Here is a 23,816-nt window from a genome sequence, read left to right on the forward strand (position 1 = left end):
GACATTATCGCCCTTTGTGTCTTTCCTGCATCGCAGGCAACTAATTGTAAAACCCCCTCGACTCGCGCCAGGGGGTTTTCTATTTTCCGGCGACTTCCTTCTTTCGAATTTCAGGCCGCAACCGGCCTACCTTGGGGCAGACAGCACAGCATGAAAAGCCGACTGAACCTCGTCGCCGGCATAGGCTTTCTTGCCGCGGCTATCATTCCGATCGCCCTTTGCGAGGCAGCGGGCGCGGCCACCCTAGTGCCTCCAGGCAACAGGCATGCCGAACAGCCGAACATTCCCGGCGCCTCCGCCAAGCGTACCCGCGAGCTGAAAACCACCTATGAAGCCAAATACCGCAAGATCTACAATCTCCTGAAAAATGACGGAGCTCTCCGCGGCAAGATCAAAAGCACCGCCGCCGCCTACGGCATAGATCCGATGCACATCGTCGGGGCCATCGTCGGCGAGCACACCTACAATGTCGATGTCTATGACAGGCTGCAGACTTATTACGTCAAGGCGATGGCCTATGTGCGCCAGGGCGTGAGCTTCGACTACAAGGGCGAATCGATCGGCGCTTTTGTGAAAAGACCTGAATTTTCGACCTGCGCGCAGTTCAAGGATAGCTATTCGCTGTGGGATTGCCGCGAAAATGTCTGGAACGCCAAGTTCAGGGGCAAGACCGTCGACGGCAATGCCTATCCCGACAATCGCTTCAGCGCGGTCTTTTTCCAACCCTTCTATGCCGGACAGACCTTCGGCCTCGGTCAGATCAATCCGCTGACGGCATTGCAGATGTCGGATATGGTCAACCGTATTTCAGGCCTGCCGAAGCTCGATGCCGACAGCGGGAACATCGTCTACAAGACGATCATGGATCCTGACCTGACGCTGCCCTATGTCGCGGCCACATTGAAGCACGCAATCGATGCTTACCGGGAGATCGCCGATTTCGACATATCAGGCAATCCCGGCATCACCGCCACGCTTTACAACACCGGCGGCGCTGACAGCCGCGCCCGCGACCTTGCTAGGGAAAATGCCCGACGCAGGGTGGCGGGCGAGGCGCCGGCTTTGCCACAGGAAAACTATTACGGCTGGCTGGTGAATTCCAAGCTCGATGAATTGAAGGCATTATTCTAGAGCGGAACCACTCTAAGCTATTGTTTGGAGCAATTCCGATGGGAAAAGCAGTTCCTGCTTTTCCCGGGAAAACTGCTTCGCACTTTTCCTGGAATTGCTCTAGGAACGGATGGTCTTCCGGCGCTTCTTGGCCGCCTTGACCTGCTCGGTCAGGGAGAGGATCGTCTCGCGATCGATCATCCGGATGCCCGAAGCGATGATATTGGCGAGTTCGGTGGCTTCCGGCGGGAGGCCGGCGGTATCGATCACCACGCGCGGATGGGAAATCGTCGCCAGTTGCTGCAACTCCTCGGCATCATCCCATATGATGTTGAAATAGGTGATGATCCGCTGCAGAAGATCCCAGGTTGGCTGGCCGCGCCTGCCATGTTCGAGCGCAGAGAGATAGGCTGCGGAAACGCCGATTTCCGCGGCCATGTCTTTTTGCGAGACGTTGCGCTCCTCGCGCAGTTCGCGCAGGCGCTTTCCAAATGGCGTCATGGCAGCGTCATGGCTCCTTCAAATCTCCCATCACCGTACGCCGGAGACGGACGTAAAGCGCGCCATGCCCCCCATGATGCCGCGCGGCATCCTCATAGGCGCTGACCAGAATGCGAAAAGCCGGCGTCGAAAACCAGTGCGGCACCGCCTGGCGCAGTATGCCCTCGCTGCGCGATGACGATCCCTTGCCGGTGATCACCAGCACATGGCGCAGGCCGCGCGCCCGCGCATTCAGGAGAAAACCGTAGAGAAAATTATGCGCCTCATGCTGCGTCATGCCGTGCAGATCGACCCGCGCCTCGATATCCAGCCTGCCTTTGGCAATCTTTCGATGCGTGGGCCTGTCGAGCGGATGAAGCGGGTAGGGCTCGCGAGGCTTTGTGACCTGTTTCGGTTCGGCACCGGATGCCGGAGCCGTTTTTTCGGCTTTCTCCGGCGGGGCCGACTGATGCCCGCCGATTTCCGCCTGCCAGAGATGGAAATCGTTCGGCTCCTTTGGCGGCTTCCTGCGCTGCGGCTTCAGCTTGCGGGCTGTGCGGGCGACGGTCTCCCAGAGAATGCGGTCTTCCGGCCGGAGCGGATCCCGCTCGGGGAGGCCCGGAAGGTCCGAAGCGCTTTTCGGTGATTTGTCTTTGAGGATTTTAGGTTTGGGGGGCTTCATGATTCACCCCTCTATCAGCGTGCGTGGCACCAGCACATAGAAATCAGCCCTGTTGCGGATCACACCGGCGATTTCGCCAGCAGCAGCGCCGGAACCGGCGAAGAGATCCCCTCGGGCGGGGCCTGTGATAGCCGAACCGGTATCCTGAGCGATCATCAGGCGGCGAAAGCCGGTAGCCCTGTCAGGATCGAAAGCCCGCAAATCCGGCGCATCGATAAAAACGGGCGTGCCGAAGGTATGGAGAATGCGATCGACGGCGATGGAACGCCCCGGCGTCAGCGGAACCTTGGCGGCAGCGATCGGGCCGAGTTCCGCATCCTCGACAGGCGCTTCGCGAAAGAAGATATAAGACCGATTTTGCCAGAGGATTTCGTGGATGCGGTGCGGATTCCTGGCGAACCATGCGCGTATCGACTGCATGGTCACATCACGCTCGCGCAATTCACCTGCTTCAATCAATGTCCGCCCCGGACCGGTAAAGGGATGGCCTGATTTGGCGGCATAGGTGATGCGTCTCATGGTGCCATCCGGCATGTTCAGCCGTGCGGCGCCCTGCACATGGGCGAAGAAGGCATCGACCGGGTCCTCGACATAGGCTATTTCGAGGGCCCGCCCATCAACGGCTCCGCTTTCGATGGCGCGGCGGTCGTGATATTCCGTCAGACCGTCCTGGCTCTCACGGGCAAAGACGAAGGACGGCGCGATATGAGGGGGGCGGCTTAGATCATCAATCTCAAGGAGATCGTCGGGTTTTCGATAAAAAGGCACGCGAAATCGACCGGTTTTTACAGGCGATGCGGCGATTTCTGGCTCGTAAAAACCGGTTACAAATCCTTTTTCACCACTTTCGTCCTGCAAAAGGCAGGGACGGAAATTCTTTTCGAAGAAATCGCGCGCAGTAACGGCTGGTCTTTCACGCGCGACAGCGAAAATCGGCGTCAGTGATTCGAACGCAATGCCAAGGCTGCCGCTGCGATAAGGCTTCTCCAGAACGCGGAAGGCCGAACGGCGGAACGCAGCGAAAGCGCCCAAGTGATCGTCTTCATGCCAACCGGGACAGTCCGCGTAGTCTAATGGCCTGAAAAGGCTGGACAGCATCGCCGGTCATCCCGCTCCAGTTCTCTACAGGGTCTGTTCATCCGCTTGGCAGGATCAATCCTCGGCTTCCGTGGCCACAAGCCTCCAATTGGGATCGCGGGAGCGGGTGTCGCGCGCGAACGTCCAGACATCCTTGATTTCGGCCACGGTATCCGGGTCACCGTCGATGACCTTGCCGTCCTTGTCGAGCGTGGCCGAGATCAGCTGACTGACGATGCGGACCGTGACATGCGCCTCGCTGCCCTTCATTTCGGCGCCGACGATATCGGCCTTGTCTATCCCGACGAAGGAGGAATTGACCTTTTCGCCGCGGGCTTCGCGTTCGGTAATGGCCGAGACAAACCCGTCATAGACGTCCTTGGAAAGAAGAGTTTTCAAGGCTTTGCGGTCACCATCGGCAAAGGACATGACGATCATCTCATAGGCCATCTTGGCGCCATCGACAAAACCCGCCGGGTCGAAAGCCGGATCGGCGGCGCGAATTGCGCGCAAGCCCTCATTGAGCGGTGTCCCCGCCGGCGAAACCGCATCGATGCTGCCGAAGTCCTTTTCCGCCGCGTCGGGCCGGCGCGGCAGGGCGACGACATTGTCACCGTTGGCGGCCGGTTTCGGGGCGTCCTTGCTGCGGGCGGCATAGGGATCGAAAGGGGGACGCTCGCTGCCGGTGCGGCGGCCAAGAACATTGCGTAGCTGGAGGAAGATGACCACCGCCGCCACGAAGAAGAATATCGTCCCGAAATCAAAGAATTCCATACCGTCTGCCAATCATGAGCCAATCATGGGATGTGAACCGGCGCGCTTGCGGCCCATCATCGAAATTGCAACGAAGCTTGAAAAACATATAGTCCGGCACGTTGAATCATTCAAATGCCGATCGCCAGTTCATATCTAATGGATAAAGAAGGATTAGCCTTCAAGAATTGTATTTTTTCAACCGAAAGGTCGGATCGCGTGCCATCTTCTCTCACTCCGCTTCTCCTTCTGGCAATGCCGTTCGTGGAAATCGCGGGTTTTGTAATCGTCGGCAGCCATATCGGTGTGCTTGCAACCCTTGCTCTGGTGGTGCTCAGCGCCATGCTCGGGTTCGCTCTTCTGCGCATCCAGGGCTTCAGCCTGCTGCAGAGGATCAGGGCGGAAGCGGCGGCGGGACGGATTCCCGACCGCGAACTGGTGCATGGCGCAATGCTGGTGCTGGCAGCGATCCTTCTGATCATCCCCGGCTTTTTCAGCGATATCTGTGGGCTTCTGCTTTTCATCCCGCCACTCCGCGAACTCGTGTGGCGCCATCTTTCGCGCAGCGGCGTCATCGTCACGATGGGCGGCAGAGGTCCGGTCAGGTACGGGCGCGGCTATGATGCGGGGAAAAATCCGAGCGATCGGACTTCAGGCAACCCGGCGGGTAGACGCGAGGGTGACCGGGTCATCGACCTCGATCCGGAGGATTATTCGCGCAAGCCGGATCCCAACTCGCCGTGGCGCGGGGACCGCAACCAGGAATAAACCAAAGGTTGTAACGCGCTAAAAATACACGCCCGCGACTTCTTGCCTCGCCGGGCAGCACATGCTAGCCAACCCAATCCACTTCCAGGCCGTGACGGTCATTCCTAAAGAGAGGTCTCCTGACGATGGCAAAGACGCCAAGCGAAACAACAGCGACGGCTGGCGAAGCAAAGAATGGCAATGGCGCGAGCATGGAGCCGTCGTTGAACATCCTGGCGCAGTATGTGAAGGATCTCTCCTTTGAAAGCCCCGGCGCACCGCTTTCGCTGCGTCCGCGCGACAAGGCTCCCTCGATCAACATCAATGTCAATGTCGGCGCCAATCCGATCGCCGAAGGCGACTTCGATGTCGTGCTGACGCTCACCGCACAGGCGGGCGAGGGCAAGGACGTTCTGTTCAATGTCGAGCTCGTCTATGGCGGCGTCTTCCGCATTCAGGGCGTGCCGCAGGAGCATATGCTGCCGCTGCTCTTCATTGAATGCCCGCGGCTGCTTTTCCCGTTTGCCCGTCAGATCATTGCCGAGGCGACCCGCAATGGCGGCTTCCCGCCGCTGATGATCGATCCGATCGATTTTGCACAGATGTTCCAGCAGCGCATGGCTGAAGAACAGGCCAAGGCGGCCGTGAAGAGCTGATAGCCGGTCAACCCGGCGGAATATTTCCGTTGATCCAATCTGTAAAAGCCCGGCACTGCCGGGCTTTTTATTGGCTCTGTTCGGTGACTTCGGCGAATTTCGCCCAGATCGCCTTTGAGCCTATTTTCTCGACCAGCGCGGCGTGCGCCATTTGCTGCATCGGTGACAGGCGGGAAGGCAGCGGCTCTGGCCGTGCCCCTATGATGACAATGGTGTCTTCCCTGGCCGCGCCCCCCCTGGCGCCACGGGAATCGCTGTCGATGGTCAGGCCGAGTGCGGCCTGCTTTCCACCGATCAGCTCGATATAGACTTCCGCCAATATCTCCGAATCGAGGAGCGCGCCGTGCAGCGTGCGGTGGCTGTTGTCTATGCCGTAGCGCCGGCAAAGCGCGTCGAGCGAATTGGGGCCCATGGGGTGCCGGCGCCGGGCGAGCGCCAGCGTATCCACGACGCGCTCTGCCGCTATGGGCGGTTGGCCGATGCGGTCGAGTTCGGCATTGATGAAGCCCATATCGAAGGTGGCGTTATGGGCGATCAGCTTGGCCCCATCGAAAAAATCCAGAAAATCATTGACGATTTCGGAGAAGGTCGGCTTGTCCTGCAGTTGTTCGTTGCTGATGCCGTGGATCGCGAGGGCTTCCGGATGAACGGCGCGGCCTTGCGGATTGATGAACATATGAAAGGTCCGGCCCGTTGGAAAGCGGTTGACGAGCTCGACGCCACCGATCTCGATGACACGGTCCTGGAGCCGGTCAAGACCGGTCGTTTCCGTATCGAAGACGATCTCCCGCATGATCAGGCCTTTCCCAAAGAATCAGTGCTTCCAGAATCGCCGCAGAATCACCCGACATGGGGCCGCGCGCAAGCGGCATGTCGGCTTATCCAGCGGCCTCTTCCCTTAATTGGCGGATAATCGCAGCCACCTGATGGCGCGCGGCGGCCAATCCGCTGCCGGTATCCACGATGAAATCCGCACGCATGCGTTTTTCGGCATCGGCCATCTGGCTGGCAAGAATGGCGTCGAACTTTGCCGAGTTCATGCCTTCCCGCGCTAGGACGCGCTGCCGCTGCACCTCGGGCGGAGCGGAAACGACGACGATCCTGTCGACACGCTCCTCACCGCCCGTCTCCAGGAGAAGCGGAATGTCTAGGACCGCGATATCCGCCCCGGCCTTTCCAGCGTTCTCAAGAAAGGCTTGTTCTTCCTGGCGAACGAGCGGATGCACGATCGCCTCAAGCTTCTTCATTGCATCAGGCTGGCCCAGGACAGCGGCCGAAAGCTTTTGCCTGTCGACCGCGTGTTCCCGCGTCGTACCGGGGAAGGCGGCCTCGATCAGGGGAACGGCACGGCCGGAATAAAGCCGATGCACGGCTTCGTCCGCACTATAAACGGGAATGCCGGCATCCGCGAACATCTGCGCGGTCGTCGTTTTTCCCATGCCTATGGAACCGGTCAGGCCGAGGATAATCACTTTGATGTCTCTTGCTGGCTCTGGTGTGGCTTAGCCATGTCGGCGAGGATATGGGCGCGCAATTCCTGCGTCACGTTGGGCCGCACACCGAACCAGTGTTCGAAACCGGGCACGGCCTGATGCAGGAGCATGCCGAGACCGTCGACCGTCTTGAGGCCGGCATCGCCGGCAAGCCGGAGAAAAGGGGTTTCGAGCGGGACGTAGACGATATCCGTGACGATCGTTTCCGGATCGGCTTTCGACAGATCGAGCGCGAGTTCCCGTCCGCCATGGCCTTCCATGCCAAGCGGCGTCGTGTTGATGATGACGCCCGATGCAGCAACGAAATTCTGCGCTTCGCTCCAGTCATGCGCCGAAACGCCCGAGCCAAAATGATCGGCAACATCCCGGGCACGCGCCAGCGTCCGGTTGGCGATATGGATATGGCCGATGCCGCGGCTTTTCAGGGCGTGGACGATGGCGCGGCTGGCGCCGCCGGCGCCGAGCACCAGTGCCGTATCAGTGTCGTCCCAGTCTTTGGCGTATTCATCGAGATTGGCGGCAAAGCCATAGGCGTCCGTGTTGCCGCCATGGAGCCGGTCGTGCTCGAACCAGAGCGTATTGACCGCGCCGATGGCCTCCGCCGCGCTATCATGCCTCTCACAAAGCGCGAAAGCCGTTTCCTTGTGTGGAATCGTGACATTGCCGCCGGCATAGAACTTGTCCCTCAGCGAGAAGAGGAATGCCGGAAACGCTTCGGGCGCGGTCTCGATAGCTTCATAGGAGCCTTCCAGCCCATACGCTTTCAGCCAGAAGCCGTGGATGAGCGGCGACCGCGAATGCCTGATGGGGAAGCCGGTGACGAAGGCTCTGGCGGGTTCAGCCATCGATCGCTCCCAGCTTGCGCAATTCGGCGAGGAGCGGCAGCATCGGCAATCCGACAATGGTGAAATAGTCGCCGTCGATTTTATCGAAGAGTTGCAGGCCTTCACCTTCAACCTGATAGGCGCCGACGCTCGAAAGGGCGATGTCTCCAACGCTCGCGAGATGCCGGCCGATAAAGGCCGGATCGAGCGCGCGCATCGTCATCTGCGCCACCCCGACGTGCCGCCAGATTGTTTCGCCGGCGCGCACCAGAACCACTGCGCTGTTGAGATTGTGGGTTTTTCCCGACAATTTCAGGAGATGGCGGCGCGCGGCATCCATGTCGGCCGGCTTGTGGAATATTTCGTCGTCCAGCGACAATGTCTGGTCACAGCCGATGACCAAGGCATCGGGGTGGCGGCTGGCGACATCGAGCGCCTTTGCCTCGGCCAGGACCAGCGCGACTTCCTCCGGCGTGGAGCCGGTATCGTGCAACGTTGCTTCAACCACGCGCTCGTCGATTTCCGCCGCCTCCGCCGAGAAGGGTATCCCGGCGTTTTTCAACAGGGCAGCGCGAAAAGGACTTTTCGATGCCAGAATGATCTGTGTCGTCATGATGGATCCTCAAATCCTGGGTGGAAATGGATCAAAACTACTTTTTATGCGTCATCTTTTTCGAAACCGGACCACTTTTCGGGATCACGCTCCTGGTTACCGGCTACGCGGGCGCAGGGCAAGAATGGCGGCGGCTGTTTCTTCGATCGAGCGGCGCGTGACATCGATAATCGGCCACCCATGGCGCGCGCATATGTTGCGGGCATAGGCAAGCTCCTCCGCGATATTGGCGCGGTCCGTATAGTGCTCGACATCATATCCGGGCGCGTTGCCCAAAATCCTGTTCTGCCGGATCTGCGAGATGCGCTCCGCCGTGGCGACCAGGCCCACGATCAGCGGCCTTGTCGCCGTGAACAATGCTTCGGGAATAGGGATGCCGAGTACGATGGGGATATTGGCGGTCTTCACGCCGCGATTGGCGAGATAAATGCTCGTCGGCGTCTTCGACGTACGCGATATGCCGATCAGGATCACATCGGCTTCATTCATATCGAGCGGAAGTTGCCCGTCATCATGCTCCATCGTGAAATTCAGCGCATCGATACGGCGGAAATAATCGGCGTTGAGCACGTGCTGCGCACTGGCGCGGCGGTGCGCCGGGGCGCCGAGATAGGATTGAAACGTTGTCAGCACCGGTTCGAGTACCGAGACGGACGGTACGCCCATAGCGGCGCAGGATGCGTCTATGATCGCCGCAAGCTTCTGATCGACGATGGTATAGAGAACGATGCCCGGTTCCGCATCGATATCGTCGAGCACCTTGCGCAACTGTTTTTCCGTGCGAATCAGCGGGTAAATATGCTCGATCGCCCGCGCATTGGCGTATTGCGCCGCGGCTGCGCGACCGGCGGCCAGGAGAGTCTCTCCGGTCGCATCCGAAATCAGATGAAGATGGAAGTATGAAAGCGCTCTGGTCACAGGTTTTTATCGTCCCTGTTGATGGCTGTGCGTAAGTCGCATCTGTCAGGGCACAGGGATGACAGCGATGGGCAAACTTGGCAAGTCATCCACAATGGGCGGTGCTGTGCGAAATTGCCCGGAGGACATGTGGAAGACCACTTGGACTTTCCTGTTTCCATAATGTCCTCGCCGGTTCTCCACAGCTTAGCAAAAATCTTCCATACCTCAAGCGTCTGTTTTTCCTTATCGATTGGACTTATCATTGCTTTTTCCCATTTGATCGGCGAATTATCCCCTGAGCAGGCGAAACCGCATCTCGCTGTGGGAAAACAGCCGGCATATGTTAATCCCCGGAACAAACAGACTCTAAGAATCAGAAGAATCCAAAATTTCTAAATTTCTTTATTGAAAGAGGCTGGGGATAGAGCAGCGCCAGGCGTCCTGGACGCCGACGAAGATGCAGGGAATATTGGACCGGCGTATCGCGCTTTCAGGAAACACGAATCGGTTTTCGAAATGGTGCGCCAGCACGGGACGGAAAAATGGAACGCAAGGTATTGATGGCAATCCGCGGCGAGACGGTCTTTCCGCCACCCATCTGGATGATGCGGCAGGCCGGCAGGTATCTGCCTGAATATCGCGAGGCCAGGCAAAAGGCGGGAAGCTTCCTCGAACTTTGTTATTCTCCAGATCTCGCCGTTGAAGTGACCTTGCAGCCCATTCGTCGCTTTGGCTTCGACGCGGCGATTCTTTTCTCGGACATTCTCGTGGTGCCGCACGCGCTGGGCCGCGATCTTCGCTTCGAGGAGGGCCGTGGCCCGATGATGACACCGATCGATGCGGACGAGATATTCTGGCTGGAGACGGAGGGCGTCGCAAAACGCCTGGAGCCGGTCTACGAGACGGTTCGGCTGTTGCGCTCGGCCCTGCCCGCTGAAACGACCCTGCTTGGCTTCTGTGGAGCTCCCTGGACCGTGGCGACCTATATGATTGCCGGACATGGCACGCCGGACCAGGCGCCGGCCCGATTGTTCGCCTATCGCCATCCCGATGCCTTCCAGAAACTCATCGACGATCTTGCCGATGTCTCGGCAGATTATCTGATCCAGCAATTGGATGCCGGCGCCGATGCCGTGCAGATCTTCGATTCCTGGTCCGGCGTTCTCGATGAGATCTGCTTCGAGCGGTTTTGCGTGAAGCCGGTGGCGCGGATCGTCGAAAAAGTGCGTGCCGTGCACCCGAACGCGTTGATCATCGGCTTTCCCAAGGGGGCGGGCGCGCTTTATGCGCATTATCGCGAGAAAACCGGCGTCAACGTGCTCGGGCTCGACTGGTCGGTACCCCTGTCTTTTGCCGCAAAGCTGCAGGAGCATGGCGCGGTGCAGGGCAATCTCGATCCTCTACGTGTCGTTGCCGGCGGCGCAGCGCTCGATGAAGGGGTCGATGCGATCCTCGAGACGTTGGGCAACGGACCGCTGATCTTCAATCTCGGCCACGGCATCACGCCCAACGCGCCGATCGAACATGTCGAGCGCATGATTGCGCGGGTTCGGGATGCGGGAGGCGAGGGATGAGCACCCAACCGGCCAGAAATTCCGCTGCGTCAGGTGGAAAAGCCGCGTTGCGCGCCGTCGTGGCAATCGCGGTGGTCATTGGCGGGCTGTTGCTGATGTTTCACGTGAATCCGAGTGTGGCCTATCCCTGGATCAAGGCTATCCACGTCATCGCGGTGATTTCATGGATGGCAGGGATGCTCTATCTGCCGCGGCTTTTTGTCTATCATTGCGCTGCCGAGCCCGGTTCGGTGCAATCCGAGACCTTCAAGGTGATGGAACAGCGGCTCTTGCGTTTCATCATCAACCCCGCCATGGCGGTCACGTGGATCATGGGGCTGTGGCTGGCTTGGAAGATATTCGGATTTTCCGGCGGATGGCTGCATGTCAAGCTGGCGGCGGTCGTTCTGCTCTCGGCGGTGCACGGCTATTTCTCGAAGGCGGTCCGGCTTTTTGCCGCCGACCAAAACGTGAAATCGGCGCGACATTGGCGCATGGTCAATGAAATACCAACCGTTTTGATGGTGATTATCGTCATCATGGTGATCGTGAAGCCTTTCTGACGTCGACTTTCACGATTTTTCCGCTCTCGGCCCCAGTTTGGCACTTGTCCTGCGGCCTGTGAGACGTTATGTGTAATTTCTCCTCCCTCAGGAAATGCAGACTGTCGATGCCGGCCACGGACTCCATGGCCATCCTTCCGAACAACTGCCTTTTTCCCTTCCCAAGCTAATGAGATTCCGCACACATGCAGGAAATGAAACTACAAGAATTGAAGAGTAAAACGCCCGTGGATCTGCTGGCTTTGGCGGAAACGCTGGAAGTCGAGAACGCCAGTGTCATGCGCAAGCAGGAGCTGATGTTCGCAATCCTGAAGAAGCTGGCTGCCCAGGAAGTCGAAATCATCGGCGAAGGCGTGGTCGAAGTGCTGCAGGACGGTTTCGGCTTCCTGCGCTCCGCCAACGCCAATTATCTGCCAGGTCCCGACGATATCTATATCTCTCCCTCGCAGATTCGTCGTTTTTCCCTGAAAACCGGCGATACAGTCGAGGGCCCGATCCGTGGACCGAAGGAGGGCGAACGTTATTTCGCGCTCCTCAAGGTCAACACCATCAACTTCGAAGATCCGGAAAAAATCCGCCACAAGATCCATTTCGACAATCTGACACCGCTCTACCCGGACGAGCGGTTCAAGATGGAGCTCGAAAATCCGACGACCAAGGATCTTTCCGCTCGTGTCATCGATCTCGTCGCTCCGCTCGGCAAGGGACAGCGTGGCCTGATCGTCGCGCCGCCGCGCACGGGTAAGACCGTTCTTCTCCAGAACATCGCCCATTCAATCACGGCGAACCATCCGGAATGCTACTTGATCGTTCTTCTGATCGACGAGCGGCCCGAAGAAGTGACGGACATGCAGCGTTCGGTGAAGGGCGAAGTGGTTTCCTCGACATTCGACGAACCCGCGTCGCGCCACGTCGCCGTGGCGGAAATGGTCATCGAGAAGGCCAAACGGCTGGTCGAACATGGCCGTGACGTTGTCATCCTGCTCGATTCCATCACACGTCTCGGTCGCGCCTATAACACCGTGGTCCCGTCATCCGGCAAGGTTCTGACCGGCGGTGTCGATGCCAATGCGCTGCAGCGGCCGAAGCGCTTCTTCGGCGCAGCCCGCAATATCGAGGAGGGCGGCTCGCTGACTATCATCGCGACCGCGCTGATCGATACCGGCAGCCGCATGGACGAAGTGATCTTCGAAGAATTCAAGGGAACCGGCAACTCGGAAATCGTGCTGGACCGCAAGGTGGCGGACAAGCGCATCTTTCCGTCGATGGACATCCTCAAATCCGGTACCCGCAAGGAGGATCTTCTCGTCCCGCGCCAAGACCTGCAGAAGATTTTCGTGCTTCGCCGTATCCTGGCACCGATGGGAACCACCGATGCGATCGAGTTCCTGATCGACAAGCTCAAGCAGACGAAGAACAATGGCGAGTTCTTCGATTCCATGAATACCTGACGAATATTGGATCCGGGCGGAACCGCGCCTGGACCAGTCGAGCCCGAGAAGTCTTCGACTCCTCGCGTCTGACTACAGCCTTTCGGTCAGAAGGGCGTGCAATTCCTCAGCGGTTTCCACAGGTGGCAGACAGGCGAGCCCGCGGCAGAGATAGGCCGCGGGCTTTGTCATATCCATCTGGATAGCCTGCGGCATGGTGGCATCGGCGGGATTGCCATCGATCGGGATAACTAGGTCGATACGGCGGGAATCCGGAGTTCGATTCGCTTCCGCAACGAGCTGATGATCATTGGGTGCAATGATAACTAGCTTCCAGGGATCTATAACCACGCTTGCTGCGTTGAGGATGCCAGCCTGCCCATAGGCGAGATTGCGGATGCGACCGAGAGCATGTTCTGCGACCGCGACCGCGCGTTCCTGCATTTGTGGTTCACCTGTGGCGGTTGCCAGCCGGGCCAAAGCCTCCATGATCTGGCTTGTCGCGCTCGGAATGGCTTCGTCCTGGTCGCCACGAATTCGCAAGATGACATCATCAGCATCATTGGCTGAGAGATTGTAGCCACCGTCCTCGGCTATATGCCAGCGATCGAGTTGCGCGAGGAAATGCCTGGCGTCATCGAGATAGATTTGTCCTGTGCTATCTGGTAGAGCGATATGGCGGCGTTGATCATTGCCGCATAATCGCTCGAGAGAGCTGGGAATAGCTTGGATTGCCCCATAACCGAGTGTGGAAGACGGCCTTCCCGCATCGATTCGGCTATGGAACGATAGGCCTTCTCTGCGATTTCGGCCCAATCCGTGCGCGCGAAAACCCGTGCGGCTTCTGCCAATGATCGGATGAGAAGCCCGTTCCAGTCGGTAAGCGCCTTATCATCGCGCCCGGGCCTGATACGGTTTTCACGGGCAGCAAGAAGCCTCTGCCTGTCCGCTGCCAGGGACGGCTCTTCGTCGGAGCCGGCAAACTGACGTGACCGTAGCCGGTTGAGGATCGTCTTTCCCTCCCAATTTCCCTGCGGTGTCACATCATATCGCGCGTTAAAGAGCGATGTGTCAGGCAGAAGTTTGTCGATCTCACTGGCGGACCAGACGTAGAACTTGCCTTCTTCTCCCTCGCTGTCGGCATCAAGGCGTGAGGCGAAGGTGCCGTTTGGCAGGCGCATTACCCGCATCAGCCAATCTACCGTCTCTTCGATTCGGATATGGAACAATGGATTGCCGTTGGAGGCGTAGGCCCAGCTGGCGTGGCGGATCATCTGCGCATTATCGTAAAGCATCTTCTCGAAATGCGGCACCAACCAGCGATCATCGACGCTGTACCGGGCCAAACCACCGCCAAGATGATCATAGATCCGGCCCTGCAGCATGATCTCCAGGCTGAGGATGAAAGCATCCCGGTGATCCGGGGTACCACCCCCGCAGCCAGGATAGCCACAATGCGTCCATGAATGGGGCGTTGGGAAACTTTGGCGCGCCGCGCAGCCCTCCATTTACCCTGTCCATCATCGAATAGACCTGATCGGCAAATGCGTCGGCTGCTGACATGTCCAGCATGGACGGGGCGGCTGTGCCTGCAAGGCGGGCTTCTATATGATTCGAAATCGCTGCGACGTTATGGTTAATACGTTCCTTATCCTGGTCCCAGACGCGGTGGATGGAATGCAGAATATCGATAAAGCCAGGCCGCCCGTATCGCGGGTGCTTCGGAGAATATGTTCCACCCCAGAATGGCAGTCCTTGGGGCGTCAGAAACATAGTCAGCGGCCAACCGCCCTGCTCGCCCATGGCGGTCAGCGCCGCCATGTAGATCTGGTCTATATCGGGCCTTTCCTCACGATCGACCTTCACATTGACGAAAAGGCGGTTCATGACTTCGGCAACCTCCTGATCCTCAAAGCATTCATGCGCCATGACGTGACACCAGTGACAAGCAGCATAGCCGACAGAGAGGAGAATGGGTCGTCTCTCCCGTTTGGTTCGTCAAGCGCGTCACGGCCCCATGGCCGCCAAAGGACCGGGTTATCGGCGTGCTGACGCAGATAGGCGCTGGACTGGTCGCCCAGCCGGTTCTTGGTAGGAAGGGGCATTTTGTGAACAGCCTTTCTTTCGCGATGGCGAGAGGGTAATCACCCCGCATGTCGGATCTGAACTTCCGATCTGCACCTGGAAGGATAATGATGATACCGCAAATAGGGTTCCCGGATACTATCTTTGCCTTGTCGAGCGGACGGCTGCCCTCGGGCGTGGCTGTCGTTCGTTTATCGGGAGCGCAAGTTCGATTCGTAGTCGAAACAATTTCCACGACGCTTCCGGAGCCGAGACGGGCTGCCTACCGCCAGTTCCGCTCCCAGGAGGGCGAACTGCTGGACCAAGGGCTTCTCCTGTTTTTTCCGGGACCGCACAGCTTTACGGGCGAAGATTGCGCGGAATTTCATCTTCATGGCGGAATAGCCGTCATTGACCGGTTTCTGCGCGAACTTTCTAGTTTCGAACATTGTCGGATGGCTGAACCCGGTGAGTTTACCCGCCGCGCCTTTGCCAACGGCAAGATGGATTTGACGATTGCTGAGGGCCTGGCTGATCTCGTTTCGGCGGAGACTGAGGGACAGAGGCGGCTGGCATTGCAGGTTGCATCCGGCGCACAGCGCGACCTCTACATGGATTGGCGTCGGGAGCTCATTCAGGGGCGGGCCTTGATCGAGGCAGAGCTGGATTTCGCTGATGAATCGGATGTACCCGGATCAGTTTCCACCAAGGTCTGGGAGGCGATGAAGCTCCTTTCGGACCAGATCAGCAGACATCTGGCAGACGGGAGAAGGGCGGCAGTGTTTCGCGACGGGTTGCATGTAGCTATTATAGGGGCGCCCAATGCGGGGAAATCCAGCCTGTTGAACATGCTCGCCGGGCGCGATGTCGCAATTATATCCGAAGAGGCCGGAACGACACGCGACCTGATAGAGGTGAAGCTGGATCTCGGCGGGATTCCAGTTTTTCTAGCCGACACGGCCGGACTGCGGGAGGCGGAGGGAATTGTGGAGCGGATGGGCATCGAGCGCGCTCGCGCTCGCGCCAACTCCGCCGACCTGGTGTTGCTTCTTGAGGATATGCGCTCGCCGGAATCCGTTCCATTGCCGGACTTTGATGGAGAGATGTGGCGAGTCGGAAACAAGAAAGATCTGGCAGAACCGCACGATCAGGATGGATGGAGATATTTGATTTCAGCGCGCACTGGCCAAGGCATGGATGAGCTGGTTGCAGCGATCACTCGATTCGCCGAGGACAAGGCAGGCCGCATCGGCAATGTCGTTCCGACACGTCGCAGGCATATGGACTTGCTTGAGGCTACCGTGGGTGAAATCAACGAGGCCCTCACACAGGAGGACCTGCCTCTGGAGCTTAGGGCGGAGAATCTGCGTCGAGCTTCGCAGTTTCTCGGTCGAATCACCGGCGATGTCAATGTGGAGGATATTCTCGACGTAATCTTTTCACAATTCTGCATCGGGAAATGATTCACGTGAAACATCCGGCTTCATGCACTGACTGAGCCACGTATTTGTTTCACGTGAAACATCTGTGGAATCTCCGGACTTGACTTGACTCCACGAAGCGCGCATGACCAGAGCTCTCCCAGAGAGTGAGCATATGATACAGAAATTCGATGTCATCATTATCGGTGGTGGACATGCCGGTTGCGAAGCCGCCGCTGCGTCAGCTCGCTTCGGCGCGCTCACGGCGCTGGTCACGCATCGTTTTGATACCATCGGTGTCATGTCGTGCAATCCAGCGATCGGCGGGTTGGGAAAGGGGCATCTGGTCCGCGAGATTGATGCGCTTGACGGCCTTATGGGGCGCGTGGCTGATGCGGCGGGCATTCAATTCCGTCTTCTCAATCGACGCAAGGGTCCGGCGGTGCGTGGCCCCCGGACACAAGCCGACCGCAAACTCTATCGCTTGGCGATGCAGGATGCGATACGCGCGCAGGAGAATCTCGTTATCATTGAAGGCGGCGTCGATGATCTGGTGATTGAGGAGCAATCGGTCGTCGGCGTTAAACTAACAGATGGGCGGGTTTTCAACGCTGGCGCTGTGGTTTTAACGTCAGGCACGTTCCTGCGCGGGCTTATTCATATAGGCGAGAAGAAAATCCCCGCCGGACGGATGGGTGAGCAACCAGCGCTTGGGCTATCGGACACGCTGAAGGCGCAAGGCTTCACACTCGGTCGCCTCAAGACGGGTACGCCGCCGCGTCTTGATGGCCGTACAATCGATTGGAATGGCCTTGATATGCAGAAGCCGGACGATGTGCCGGTGCCATTTTCCTTGATGACCGACCGCATTGCCACACCGCAGATCGATTGCGGCATTACGCGAACCACGCCGGTCACCCACGCGATCATACGCGAGAATCTGCACCGTTCGGCGATGTATTCCGGTTCCATCGAAGGGATCGGACCGCGCTACTGTCCTTCTGTTGAAGATAAGATCGTCAAATTCGGAGACCGCGACGGACACCAGATTTTCCTGGAACCGGAAGGGCTCGACGACCAAACAGTTTATCCGAACGGCATTTCGACTTCGTTGCCTGAAGATGTTCAGTTAAAGCTGCTAGCGACCATTCCCGGATTGGAGCATGCGGTGATGCTGCAACCCGGCTATGCGATCGAGTATGATTTTATCGATCCGCGCGAACTGGAGCGCAGCCTGGAAACCCGAAAGATTCGTGGTCTGTTCTTTGCCGGGCAGATCAACGGCACGACCGGTTATGAAGAGGCGGCTGCGCAGGGGTTGTTAGCCGGATTGAATGCTGCGCGTCGAGCAAGCGGAGCGGAACTCACTATACTCCATCGAACGGAAGCCTATCTCGGAGTGATGGTCGATGATCTGACATCGCGTGGCGTCAGTGAGCCATATCGTATGTTCACGTCGCGGGCGGAATTCCGGCTTTCACTTCGGGCTGACAATGCGGACCAGAGGCTGACGCCATTGGCCGACAGGCTCGGGATTCTCGGTGGTTTGCGAAGAACCCGCTATGCAGAACGGGAGGGCAAGCTGGACACAGCGCGGCGCCAGGTGCAGCAATTGTCGATCTCGCCGAACATGGCTGATAAATATGGGTTTCAACTGAACAAGGACGGCGTCCGCCGATCAGCTTACGATCTACTGGCCTATCCCGGCATTGATCTCGAGAGACTTGCTGCGATCTGGCCGGAGTTGCAGTCTTTCGATCCTGCTACTCGGGAGGCGCTGGAGGTCGAGGCGCAGTACTCGGTATATCTTGACCGGCAGCAATCGGACATTGCTATCATGGAGCGAGAGGAACGTCTGCTGATACCGGACGATATTGAATTTGGGTCAGTTGCCGGATTATCCAATGAGCTGAAGCAGAAACTTACGCAGCGACGGCCGAAATCTGTCGCCGAAACGCAGCGGATTGATGGCATGACGCCGGCCGCTTTGGCCTTGATCATAACACAGATACGGCGTCATGGGACGCGGCGTGGCGTAGAGGATACTGTGGGACATGGACGCGAAGCACACGGGCAGGATGTCGCGTGATCGAAAAACGTTATCTGCAACTGCGGAATCTCGTTCCGGTTGTTTCACGTGAAACAGTCGAAACGCTTGAGACCTTTGAAGTTCTGTTTCGGAAATGGTCATCCGCCATCAATCTTGCTTCTCCCTCGACTCTTCCAGGCCTGTGGGAGCGTCATATTCTTGATAGTGTACAGCTGTTTTCTCTGGCTCCCCAGGCCCGTAAATGGCTCGATCTCGGTTCCGGCGGCGGATTTCCGGGCGTTGTTCTGGCGATTCTTCTCAAGGAGCGGGCGGACTCATCGATCGACCTCGTGGAAAGCAACGGCAAAAAAGCAGCATTCTTGCGAACAGCAATTGCCCAGGCTAAAGCCCCGGGCAGGGTGCATGCGCAACGGATCGAGACGATTTGGGGGCAGATAAAGACGCCTGATGTCGTTACCGCCAGGGCATTGGCGCCTCTGAACGTTTTATTATCGCTGACCGAACCTTGGCTGACATCAGGCGCCACCGCGCTATTTCAAAAAGGGCGGGATTATCGCCGTGAAATCGATGAAAGCCATGACGAGTGGACATACGATCTGGTAGAACATCCAAGTGCTGTCGGGGAAGAGTCGGTTATTCTTCAAATTAGCAATTTGAGGAATATCAGGCAGAGCGATCGCATTTCGCGCCAAATCCCGATGGCATAAGCAGGAGCCGAGGCGACAGCGATGACAAACAAGACTCGTATCATAACGATTGCCAACCAGAAAGGCGGCGTCGGCAAGACGACGACCGCCATCAATCTGGCTACAGCGCTGGCGGCGATCGGCGAGATGGTGCTGATCGTCGATCTGGATCCACAGGGCAACGCCAGCACCGGTCTCGGTATCGACCGGCGCAACCGTGCGCATTCCTCCTATGATGTTCTTACGCAGGCGGCGTCCGTACAGGAAGCTGCCGTGGCAACGGATGTGCCCAATCTCTATATCGTCCCGTCAACCCTCGATCTTCTCGGGATAGAGATGGAAATAGCGCAGGCGCCGGACCGAACGCGCCGCCTGCGCAATGCGTTGCGTTTCGATTCGCAAGTTTCAGAGCGCTACACTTATATTTTGGTCGATTGTCCGCCGTCGCTCAACCTCCTGACGCTCAATGCGATGGCGGCCGCCGATTCCGTGCTGGTGCCGTTGCAGTGTGAATTCTTCGCCCTGGAAGGGCTCAGCCAGCTTCTGGAGACTGTCGAGCAGGTAAGAAACTCGCTTAACCCTGATCTGTCGATTCAGGGCATCGTCTTGACCATGTTTGACAGCCGCAACAATCTGGCGGCGCAGGTGGTCGATGATGTGAGGTCCTTTATGGGAGAAAAGGTCTATCGGACGGTCATTCCCCGCAATGTCCGAGTTTCGGAGGCGCCGTCGCACGGAAAGCCAGCGATCCTCTACGATCTAAAGTGCGCCGGCAGTCAGGCTTATCTTCAGCTTGCCTCGGAAGTCATACAGCGTGAACGACGGTTGCGCGCCGCCTAATTCGATTCGAATACGAAACAATAGTGAAAGTTGCTGCAGATGAACGATGATCCTTCCAAAAAGCGCCTTGGCCGGGGACTGGCGGCTTTGATTGGCGAGATGGACCGTCCGGCGGAAGGCAGACAAGCGCCGATCCCGCTCGAACGTCATGTTCCCATCGAATTCATCAGCCGCAATCCGCGCAATCCGCGTCGAGCCTTCAAGGATCTTGAACTTGAGGATTTGGCGCAATCGATTCGCGAGCATGGCGTGGTGCAGCCCGTCGTCGTTCGCCCCGCGCCTGGAGTTCCCGATCGTTACGAACTGATTGCCGGCGAGCGTCGCTGGCGCGCCGCCCAGCGCGCCGGCCTGACGGTTCTTCCTATCATCATGCGCGATGTGGATGACCGGGTCGCGTTGGAACTGGCCATTATCGAGAACGTCCAGCGGGCCGATCTCAATCCAGTCGAAGAGGCTGCAGGATATCAGCAACTCATCGAGGAACATGACTATACGCAGGCCGATCTGGCTCAGGTCATCGGTAAAAGCCGCAGCCATGTCGCCAATACGCTGCGGCTCCTGAAGCTACCCGACAACGTCCAGGAGATGATCACCGACGGCGCGCTATCCGCAGGCCATGCCCGTTGTCTGGTGACAGCGGAAAATCCCGCGGTGCTCGCCGAGCGGATCGTGCGTGAAGGGCTTTCGGTACGGCAGGCGGAAGCGTTGACCCAGTCCGAAGGGAAGGGCGGGGCTGATCGCAAGGAAAAGGCCCCATCTGTCGAAAAGGACGCCGATACGAAGGCGCTTGAAAAGCTTCTATCCGACGTTACCGGAATGAAGGTGGAAATCAATCATCGCGAAAAGGGCGGCGAGGTGCGCATCCGCTATGCTTCGCTGGAGCAGCTCGATGAAGTCTGCCGTCGACTGCAAAGCTAATTTCGTCATGAAATTCAATTAGTTACTGGAGATTTGATTCCGAAACAGATGATTATCTGTTTCGGCCTGCGCGAGCCGCTTCCACAGTGAAGGCAAGCAATGTCTGCCGAATGATCGGAATTGCCAGCGCCGCATTCTGGCGGCTTTCCAGGATCGTTTTTTGCAGGCGCTCCATGACGCGGGCAAGGCTTTCGCCGGTCCAGCGGCCGAGGGCGTTTTCCACGAGTTTGCGACGGCTGAAAAAGATCGGCGGCTTAGCCGAAGCAACCGCCGCCGCTATCGGCTTGCGCTCCTGCTCGATGGCATGACGCAGGAGCTGTATCTGTTGAAACTGCCGCATGGCTGCATTCAGGATAAGAAAAGGCGCTGAACCGGATTTGACGACGCGATCGAAGGCCGTGCCAAAGCGCGCAATATCCCCGGTCAGGATGGCATCGATGATCTCATCATAGGAGAGCGCGCTGACATCGCCGACGGCTTCGCGGACGTCATCGGCGGTTATGCGTTCCTGGCCATGGGCGTAGAGGCACAGCTTTTCCAGTTCTCCACGCGTCGCTAGGCGGTCACCACCGAGATTGTCGCGCAGCATCTGCCGCGCCTCGAGCGTGATCTGCAGCTTTTCGCGTGAAAGAACGTCATCGATGACCGCGTCCACTCCTCGCGAGTCATCGGAATAGCAGGGCAGCGCCATGGCGAAGGAGCCGCCTTCGACAATCGTACGCAATGCGGCGCCTTTCTTCAGGTCACCGGCTTCGATGAGAATCCGCGTGTCGGTCGGCGGCTCTGCCACCAACAGCTTGACGGCATCGGCCAGCCCCTTCTGGCCGGCGGCGTTGCGTACCCATATCAACCGTTCGCCGCCGAACATGGAAATGGTCCGGGCTTCATCCGAGAGCCTCGCCGGATCGGAGTCGATAGCGTCCGCCTCAAGGCGGATGACGGCAAAGGGATCGTCAAGCGCCAGGCCTGTCGATCTGGCGAACCGGGCGGCGCGTTCGCTGACGAGCCCCTTGTCGGGGCCATAGACAAGCACGATTACCGATGATTTGTCGGACCCGCCGAGAAAAGCGTCGACTTCGTGGGATTTCTTCTGCGCCATGGGCTTTGCTTAGAACAAGTCGTGGCCGAATGGAACCGTTTAGCGCCCGATCTGCAGGACAAGACCGGCGTTGCAGATCACTCGATCAAAAGCGCATCATCGTCCAAATTCTGGCCACGGACGCGGCGGAACATCTCGATCAAATCCTCCACGCCGAGGTTCTTCCTGTTATCGCCGGTGACGTCGAGCACGATGCTGCCACCGTGCAGCATGATAGTGCGCGTACCGAAATCCAGCGCCTGGCGCATCGAATGGGTCACCATCAATGTGGTCAGTTTGTTTTCGTTCACCAGCGACTGGGTCAGTTCCATGACATATTCGGCCATTCCGGGGTCGAGCGCCGCCGTATGCTCGTCGAGAAGCAGGACCTCGGAGCCGGCAAGCGTCGCCATGACCAGTGAGAGGGCCTGCCGCTGGCCGCCTGAGAGGAGATCCATGCGATCATGCATGCGATTTTCGAGCCCCAGATTGAGCGCGGCGACGCGCTCATGAAAATAGGCGCGGCGGTTGCTGCCCAGCGCCGGCGCCAGGCCGCGCCGCTTGCCGCGCGCTGCGGCGAGCGCCAGATTTTCTTCGATGGTCAGCGCGCCGCAACTGCCGGTCAGCGGATCCTGGAATACCCGCGCGACAAGTCCGGCCCGGTCGGCCGTCGGCTTGCGGGTAACATTCTTGCCGCTGATGATTACCTTGCCTTCCGTCGGCAAGATGTCGCCGGCCAGAACGCCAAGCAGCGTCGATTTACCGGCTCCGTTCGAGCCGATGACGGTGACGAAAGCTCCTTGATCGATGGTCAAATTGACGCCGGACAGCGCTTGTTTCTGTAGCGGCGTGCCGCGCCCGAAGATAACGCCGAGGTTCGATATCTCGATCATGCGGCGGCTCCTCCACGGCGAAGGCGCGGCAAGATCAGCGCGACGGTGACGAGGACGGCTGTAACCAGATTGAGGTCCGACGCCTTGAGGCCGAGAAAATCGCTCGACAGGGCAAACTGGATGGCAATGCGGTAAATGATTGATCCGCCGACGCAGCCAAGCAGCGCGACCAGCAAAAGGCGGCTGCGAAACAGCGTTTCGCCAATGATGACCGCCGCCAGGCCGACGACGATGGTGCCAACGCCCGCGGTGACATCGGCAAAGCCGTTGGTCTGGGCGAACAGCGATCCTCCCAACGCAACCAGGGCATTTGAAAGTGCCATTCCGAGATATATTTGCCTGTCTGTCTTGACGCCCTGGGCGCGTGCCATGCGCGGATTGGCGCCGGTCGCGCGCATGGCAAGGCCCATATCGCTCTCCAGAAAGCGCCAGACCAGCAGGACGGCGGCTGCGACGAGGACGGCCGCGAACAGCGGGCGGACGTAAAAATCCGGAAGGCCATGCCCGTAGAAGGGCGAGATCATGGTGTCCTGGTTGATCAAGGCGACGTTCGGGCGGCCCATCACCCGCAGATTGACCGAGAAAAGCGCGATCATGGTCAGGATCGATGCGAGGAGATTAAGGATGCGAAAGCGGACGTTCAAAGTAGCCGTGACAAGTCCGGCAGCGGCGCCGGCCAGCATGGCGATACCTGCCGCCAGCCAGGCATTCATGCCTGCGATAATCAGAACAGCGGTGACGGCCGCGCCGAGCGGGAACGACCCGTCGACGGTGAGATCGGGAAAATCGAGCACGCGAAAGGCGAGATAGACGCCAATTGCGACAAAGGAAAAGACGAGACCTAGCTCGACCGCACCCCAAAAGGCGATCTGGCTCACTGTGAACGATCCTTCAAATACCGGCCTGCGGGCAGACCATGTGCAACGGGCGTTGTCCCGATATGGAGAACGGCGCTGATATGAACACGGCGGCGGAAGTCCGCCGC

25 protein-coding genes and 1 pseudogene are annotated in these 23,816 nt (G+C 58.5%); 11 read left to right on the top strand and 15 right to left on the bottom strand.

The window, feature by feature from the left end; translation table 11 throughout:
• Positions 1–150 precede the first annotated feature (150 nt).
• The gene (locus DUT91_RS18175) at positions 151–1,131 is read left to right on the top strand and encodes a DUF1402 family protein (protein ID WP_114441925.1); all 981 of its coding nucleotides are present in this window, start codon (positions 151–153) and stop codon (positions 1,129–1,131) included.
• 99 nt (positions 1,132–1,230) lie between these two features.
• Here the strand turns inward: DUT91_RS18175 and DUT91_RS18180 are convergent, their stop codons facing one another.
• Genes DUT91_RS18180 through DUT91_RS18195 form a run of 4 tightly spaced genes read right to left on the bottom strand, consistent with a single transcriptional unit; the run spans position 1,231 to position 4,123 of the window.
• Positions 1,231–1,611, bottom strand: a complete 381-nt coding sequence (locus DUT91_RS18180; protein WP_114441926.1) for a helix-turn-helix domain-containing protein — start codon at positions 1,609–1,611, stop codon at positions 1,231–1,233.
• Positions 1,612–1,618: 7 nt separating this feature from the next.
• Complete coding sequence (locus DUT91_RS18185) at positions 1,619–2,272, bottom strand: Smr/MutS family protein (protein WP_114441927.1); 654 nt, start codon at positions 2,270–2,272, stop codon at positions 1,619–1,621.
• Positions 2,273–2,275: 3 nt separating this feature from the next.
• On the bottom strand, positions 2,276–3,370 hold the full coding sequence (gene mltA, locus DUT91_RS18190) for a murein transglycosylase A (protein ID WP_114441928.1): 1,095 nt from the start codon (positions 3,368–3,370) through the stop codon (positions 2,276–2,278).
• Between the two features lie 54 nt (positions 3,371–3,424).
• Complete coding sequence (locus DUT91_RS18195) at positions 3,425–4,123, bottom strand: Tim44/TimA family putative adaptor protein (protein WP_114441929.1); 699 nt, start codon at positions 4,121–4,123, stop codon at positions 3,425–3,427.
• A 198-nt stretch (positions 4,124–4,321) separates the two neighbouring features.
• Between DUT91_RS18195 and DUT91_RS18200 the strand changes: the two genes are divergently transcribed.
• Positions 4,322–4,870: an FxsA family protein gene (locus DUT91_RS18200; RefSeq protein ID WP_114442092.1), complete on the top strand. Its 549-nt coding sequence runs from the start codon at positions 4,322–4,324 to the stop codon at positions 4,868–4,870.
• Between the two features lie 125 nt (positions 4,871–4,995).
• Entirely contained in the window at positions 4,996–5,505 is a 510-nt protein-coding gene (gene secB / locus DUT91_RS18205) for a protein-export chaperone SecB (protein WP_114441930.1), read from the top strand.
• A 67-nt stretch (positions 5,506–5,572) separates the two neighbouring features.
• Here secB and dnaQ read toward each other — a convergent pair whose 3' ends face one another.
• The 5 genes from dnaQ to DUT91_RS18230 all read right to left on the bottom strand — a co-directional run bounded on the left by dnaQ (position 5,573) and on the right by DUT91_RS18230 (position 9,353).
• Positions 5,573–6,298, bottom strand: a complete 726-nt coding sequence (gene dnaQ / locus DUT91_RS18210) for a DNA polymerase III subunit epsilon (protein WP_114441931.1) — start codon at positions 6,296–6,298, stop codon at positions 5,573–5,575.
• Positions 6,299–6,383: 85 nt separating this feature from the next.
• The gene (gene coaE / locus DUT91_RS18215; protein ID WP_114441932.1) at positions 6,384–6,977 is read right to left on the bottom strand and encodes a dephospho-CoA kinase; all 594 of its coding nucleotides are present in this window, start codon (positions 6,975–6,977) and stop codon (positions 6,384–6,386) included.
• Positions 6,974–7,843 carry a shikimate dehydrogenase gene (locus DUT91_RS18220; protein WP_114441933.1) on the bottom strand — a complete coding sequence of 290 codons (870 nt, stop codon included), beginning with the start codon at positions 7,841–7,843 and terminating at the stop codon, positions 6,974–6,976. The genes coaE and DUT91_RS18220 overlap by 4 nt, the downstream gene beginning before the upstream one ends.
• A complete protein-coding gene (locus DUT91_RS18225; protein WP_114441934.1) occupies positions 7,836–8,435 on the bottom strand; it encodes a Maf-like protein in 600 nt (199 codons plus the stop codon). Before DUT91_RS18225 ends, DUT91_RS18220 begins: the two co-directional genes overlap by 8 nt.
• Before the next feature lie 96 nt (positions 8,436–8,531).
• Positions 8,532–9,353, bottom strand: coding sequence for a pyruvate, water dikinase regulatory protein (locus DUT91_RS18230; RefSeq protein WP_114441935.1), 822 nt, complete (start codon positions 9,351–9,353; stop codon positions 8,532–8,534).
• A 524-nt stretch (positions 9,354–9,877) separates the two neighbouring features.
• On the opposite strand from DUT91_RS18230, the gene hemE reads away from it, so the two are divergent.
• The 3 genes from hemE (at position 9,878) to rho (ending at position 12,902) form a co-directional block, all read left to right on the top strand.
• A complete protein-coding gene (hemE, locus tag DUT91_RS18240) occupies positions 9,878–10,909 on the top strand; it encodes a uroporphyrinogen decarboxylase (protein ID WP_114441937.1) in 1,032 nt (343 codons plus the stop codon).
• Positions 10,910–11,004: 95 nt separating this feature from the next.
• On the top strand, positions 11,005–11,451 hold the full coding sequence (gene hemJ / locus DUT91_RS18245; RefSeq protein WP_425373817.1) for a protoporphyrinogen oxidase HemJ: 447 nt from the start codon (positions 11,005–11,007) through the stop codon (positions 11,449–11,451).
• Between the two features lie 185 nt (positions 11,452–11,636).
• The gene (gene rho, locus DUT91_RS18250) at positions 11,637–12,902 is read left to right on the top strand and encodes a transcription termination factor Rho (protein ID WP_114441939.1); all 1,266 of its coding nucleotides are present in this window, start codon (positions 11,637–11,639) and stop codon (positions 12,900–12,902) included.
• A gap of 72 nt (positions 12,903–12,974) precedes the next feature.
• Here rho and DUT91_RS27480 read toward each other — a convergent pair whose 3' ends face one another.
• The 3 genes and pseudogenes from DUT91_RS27480 to DUT91_RS27490 form a co-directional block, all read right to left on the bottom strand.
• A complete protein-coding gene (locus DUT91_RS27480) occupies positions 12,975–13,424 on the bottom strand; it encodes a YyaL domain-containing protein (protein ID WP_425373814.1) in 450 nt (149 codons plus the stop codon).
• Positions 13,425–13,474: 50 nt separating this feature from the next.
• Complete coding sequence (locus tag DUT91_RS27485; protein WP_425373815.1) at positions 13,475–14,266, bottom strand: thioredoxin domain-containing protein; 792 nt, start codon at positions 14,264–14,266, stop codon at positions 13,475–13,477.
• Positions 14,244–14,986 (bottom strand): annotated as a pseudogene (locus tag DUT91_RS27490) (thioredoxin domain-containing protein). Before DUT91_RS27490 ends, DUT91_RS27485 begins: the two are co-directional and overlap by 23 nt.
• Before the next feature lie 90 nt (positions 14,987–15,076).
• Between DUT91_RS27490 and mnmE the strand changes: the two are divergent.
• The 5 genes from mnmE (at position 15,077) to DUT91_RS18280 (ending at position 20,860) form a co-directional block, all read left to right on the top strand.
• Complete coding sequence (gene mnmE / locus DUT91_RS18260; protein WP_114442093.1) at positions 15,077–16,408, top strand: tRNA uridine-5-carboxymethylaminomethyl(34) synthesis GTPase MnmE; 1,332 nt, start codon at positions 15,077–15,079, stop codon at positions 16,406–16,408.
• Positions 16,409–16,541: 133 nt separating this feature from the next.
• Positions 16,542–18,455: a tRNA uridine-5-carboxymethylaminomethyl(34) synthesis enzyme MnmG gene (gene mnmG, locus DUT91_RS18265; RefSeq protein WP_114441940.1), complete on the top strand. Its 1,914-nt coding sequence runs from the start codon at positions 16,542–16,544 to the stop codon at positions 18,453–18,455.
• Positions 18,452–19,123, top strand: a complete 672-nt coding sequence (gene rsmG, locus DUT91_RS18270) for a 16S rRNA (guanine(527)-N(7))-methyltransferase RsmG (RefSeq protein ID WP_114441941.1) — start codon at positions 18,452–18,454, stop codon at positions 19,121–19,123. The genes mnmG and rsmG overlap by 4 nt, the downstream gene beginning before the upstream one ends.
• A gap of 21 nt (positions 19,124–19,144) precedes the next feature.
• On the top strand, positions 19,145–19,942 hold the full coding sequence (locus DUT91_RS18275; protein ID WP_114441942.1) for a ParA family protein: 798 nt from the start codon (positions 19,145–19,147) through the stop codon (positions 19,940–19,942).
• Between the two features lie 39 nt (positions 19,943–19,981).
• On the top strand, positions 19,982–20,860 hold the full coding sequence (locus DUT91_RS18280) for a ParB/RepB/Spo0J family partition protein (RefSeq protein ID WP_114441943.1): 879 nt from the start codon (positions 19,982–19,984) through the stop codon (positions 20,858–20,860).
• 52 nt (positions 20,861–20,912) lie between these two features.
• Here the strand turns inward: DUT91_RS18280 and holA are convergent, their stop codons facing one another.
• The 3 genes from holA to DUT91_RS18295 all read right to left on the bottom strand — a co-directional run bounded on the left by holA (position 20,913) and on the right by DUT91_RS18295 (position 23,709).
• Positions 20,913–21,959, bottom strand: coding sequence for a DNA polymerase III subunit delta (holA, locus tag DUT91_RS18285; protein ID WP_114441944.1), 1,047 nt, complete (start codon positions 21,957–21,959; stop codon positions 20,913–20,915).
• Positions 21,960–22,036: 77 nt separating this feature from the next.
• Positions 22,037–22,831, bottom strand: a complete 795-nt coding sequence (locus tag DUT91_RS18290; protein ID WP_114441945.1) for an ABC transporter ATP-binding protein — start codon at positions 22,829–22,831, stop codon at positions 22,037–22,039.
• A complete protein-coding gene (locus DUT91_RS18295) occupies positions 22,828–23,709 on the bottom strand; it encodes an ABC transporter permease (RefSeq protein ID WP_114441946.1) in 882 nt (293 codons plus the stop codon). The genes DUT91_RS18290 and DUT91_RS18295 overlap by 4 nt, the downstream gene beginning before the upstream one ends.
• Positions 23,710–23,816 lie beyond the last annotated feature (107 nt).

This window comes from Paramesorhizobium salinisoli, from assembly GCF_003335045.1.
In the GTDB taxonomy this organism is placed as follows: domain Bacteria; phylum Pseudomonadota; class Alphaproteobacteria; order Rhizobiales; family Rhizobiaceae; genus Paramesorhizobium; species Paramesorhizobium salinisoli.